Origin of the sequence: Rhodococcus yunnanensis NBRC 103083, assembly GCF_001895005.1 — a bacterium.
Taxonomy (GTDB): Bacteria; Actinomycetota; Actinomycetes; order Mycobacteriales; family Mycobacteriaceae; genus Rhodococcoides; species Rhodococcoides yunnanense.
In genome coordinates, this window is record NZ_BCXH01000004.1 from 406,717 (window position 1) to 409,657 (window position 2,941).

Annotated in this window: 1 protein-coding gene; it reads left to right on the forward strand. The window is 64.6% G+C overall.

What is annotated here, in order from left to right:
- Positions 1-141: 141 nt before the first annotated feature.
- The coding region (locus RY1_RS10090; protein WP_139279791.1) for a non-ribosomal peptide synthetase at positions 142-2,941 on the forward strand (2,800 nt) is incomplete at its 3' end.

A 2,941-nucleotide genomic window follows, 5' to 3' on the forward strand; every position in this document is an offset into this window, starting at 1 on the left:
CCGACATGCGTCCGATCGTGAACTTGGAGTCGAAGCCGGTTTGTGTCGCATCGTTTCGTAGGGTGTCTCGTGTACGCGTGCGTCTCGCATACGTAGGGCATCGTGACGCGCGCAGCGGCGGTTAGTAGGAGGAACAGTCAGATGTCGAATGGTCGGCCGAACACTCGGAGCCAGAGCGCTGCCGGCAGCGTTGCCGTGGACGAACTTCCTTCAGTGATAGCTGCCGTCGTCGCAGCTGCGCCCGATCGCATCGCGTTGACTCACGGTGAGACTGCGGTGAGTTACACGACGTTGTCCACCGAACTGGCTGCTCTGGAGGCAGCCATGGGCGGCGCGCTGGGGACCGAGGCGCTCGTCACCGTCGTGCTGTCCAACCTGCTTCCCGGTGCACTCGAATCCGGCGGACTCGCGGCCATCGTCGACTCGATCGCCGCCGACGCGTCCGAGCTGTTGGGGGACGTGGCACCCGCCGGTTCTCCGACGCTGGTCTCCCGCTTCGAGGACCAGGTCGCACGCACCCCCGACGCGACCGCGATCGAGTTCGAGGGCACAGCTCTGACCTACGCAGAATTCGATGCCCGAGCCAATCGGCTCGCCCGTCACCTCGTGGGCAGGGGAGTCGGCCCGGAGTCCCTCGTCGGGCTCGGTATCCGTCGGTCGCTCGATCTTCTCGTCGGAATGTACGCGATCGTCAAAACTGGTGCGGCCTACGTTCCGCTCGACCCCGATCACCCTGCGGACCGGCTCGCCTACGTTCTCGACGTTGCACAACCGGCCGCCGTACTCGCCCTGTCCACGGAACCTCTCGACCTGCCGGCAGGAACCGGCGTCGTCGAGATCGACACGCTCGACCTCGACGATGTCGACGCGACGGCCTTGTCCGACGAAGACCGGGTGCGGTCGCTGACCGACGATGCCGTGGCCTACGTGATCTTCACCTCCGGATCCACCGGACGTCCCAAGGGCGTTGCGGTGTCGCACCGAGCAATCGTCAGCAACGTGCAGTGGCGTCAGGACGAGTACGCGCTGACGACGGACGATGTGGTGCTGCAGAAGACGCCGTTCACCTTCGACGTGTCGGTGTGGGAATTCTTCTGGCCGTTGCAGGTCGGTGCGCGCCTCGTCATCGCCGCACACGACGGTCACCGCGACCCCGCTTACCTCGCCCGCGTCATGACCGAGCGCGAGGTGACCGTCGCGCACTTCGTGCCGTCGATGCTTGCGGTGTTCGTAGCCGAACCCTCGGTCCGCGATATCACGACCTTGCGGTACGTCTTCGCCTCGGGCGAAGCGCTTCCCGCCCAGACCACCACTCGGTTTCACACCATCAGCTCGGCCGAACTCCACAACCTGTACGGCCCCACCGAGGCCGCCGTCGACGTCACTTACTACGCGACCGAGGCCGCGGAAACCGGTTCGGTTCCGATCGGTCGGGCTGTGGCCGACACACAGTTGTACGTGTTGGACGACGCCCTACGGACCGTGCCTGTCGGAGTCGAGGGAGAGCTGTATCTCGCGGGTATCCAACTTGCCCGCGGGTACGTGGCGCGACCTGACTTGACAGCCGATCGTTTCGTGGCCGATCCGTTCGACGCAGGCCGGCAGATGTACCGTACGGGCGATCTCGTCCGGTGGGTGCAGCGCGGCGACGTCGAGATGTTGGAATACGTGGGGCGCACCGACTTCCAGGTCAAGCTACGCGGATTGCGCATCGAGCTCGGTGAGATCGAGACGGCCGTGCTGGAGCACACGTCGGTCTCGCAGGCCGTGGCACTGGTGCATTCCGACGACACGCTCGGTGACGTCCTTGTCGCCTATGTCGTCCCCGCACTCGGCGCGACGATCGAGCAGCAGGATCTGGCCGACGCGGTGGGATCGCGTCTACCCGAATACATGATCCCAGGGCTGTTCGTCGCTGTCGACGAATTTCCGCTCGGTTCCAGTGGAAAGCTGGACCGCAAAGCCCTGCCCGCGCCGGACTTCTCGTCGCTTGCGAGCGAATACCGCGAGCCGTCCACCGACTCGGAGCGTGCGATAGCAGAGGTGTTCCAGGAGGTCCTCGGGTCCGACACCATCGGTGTCGACGACGACTTCTTCGCAATCGGCGGCAACTCGCTGATCGCCACACGCGTGATCTCGCGCATCAATGCGCGATTCGCCATCCGTGTCGATGTTCGCGACTTCTTCGATGCGCCGACGGTAGCGGGTCTCGCGGTGATCGTCGACGACGCGATCGACGTCGGCGCCGGTGGATTGGCACCTCTTGTCCCACAGGAGCGTCCGGAGATTGTTCCGTTGTCGTTGGCGCAGCAGCGGATGTGGTTCTTGAACCGGTTCGATACGGCGTCTGCGGTGAACAATATTCCGGTGGCGATCCGGTTGACGGGTGAGCTGGACGTGCCCGCGCTCGAGTCGGCCATCCGCGACGTCCTGGCCCGTCACGAGTCGGTGCGCACGATGTACCCCGAAATCGACGGTGTGGGATCCCAATTGGTGCTCGACGTGGATGCCGTGGCGCCCACGCTGACGGCGGAGCCGGTGTCGGAGTCGGATGTTCTCGCGCGCGTGGTCGAGTTCGTGTCTGTTGGTTTCGATGTGACGGCGGAGGTGCCGTTTCGGGCTCGGTTGTTCGAGGTTGTGGGTGTTGGTTCTGAGTTCGTGGTGGTGTTCGTGGTGCATCATATTGCGGCTGATGGTTTTTCGATGGGGCCGTTGACGCGGGATGTGATGGGTGCGTATGTGGCTCGGGCTGGGGGTGGGGAGCCGGGGTGGGCTCCGTTGCCGGTGCAGTATGCGGATTTTGCGTTGTGGCAGCGTGGGGTGTTGGGGTCGGAGTCTGAGTCGGGTTCGTTGTTGTCGGAGCAGGTGGCGTTTTGGCGGTCGGCGTTGGCGGGGTTGCCGGAGCAGTTGGATTTGCCGTCCGATCGTGCGCGTCCGGTTG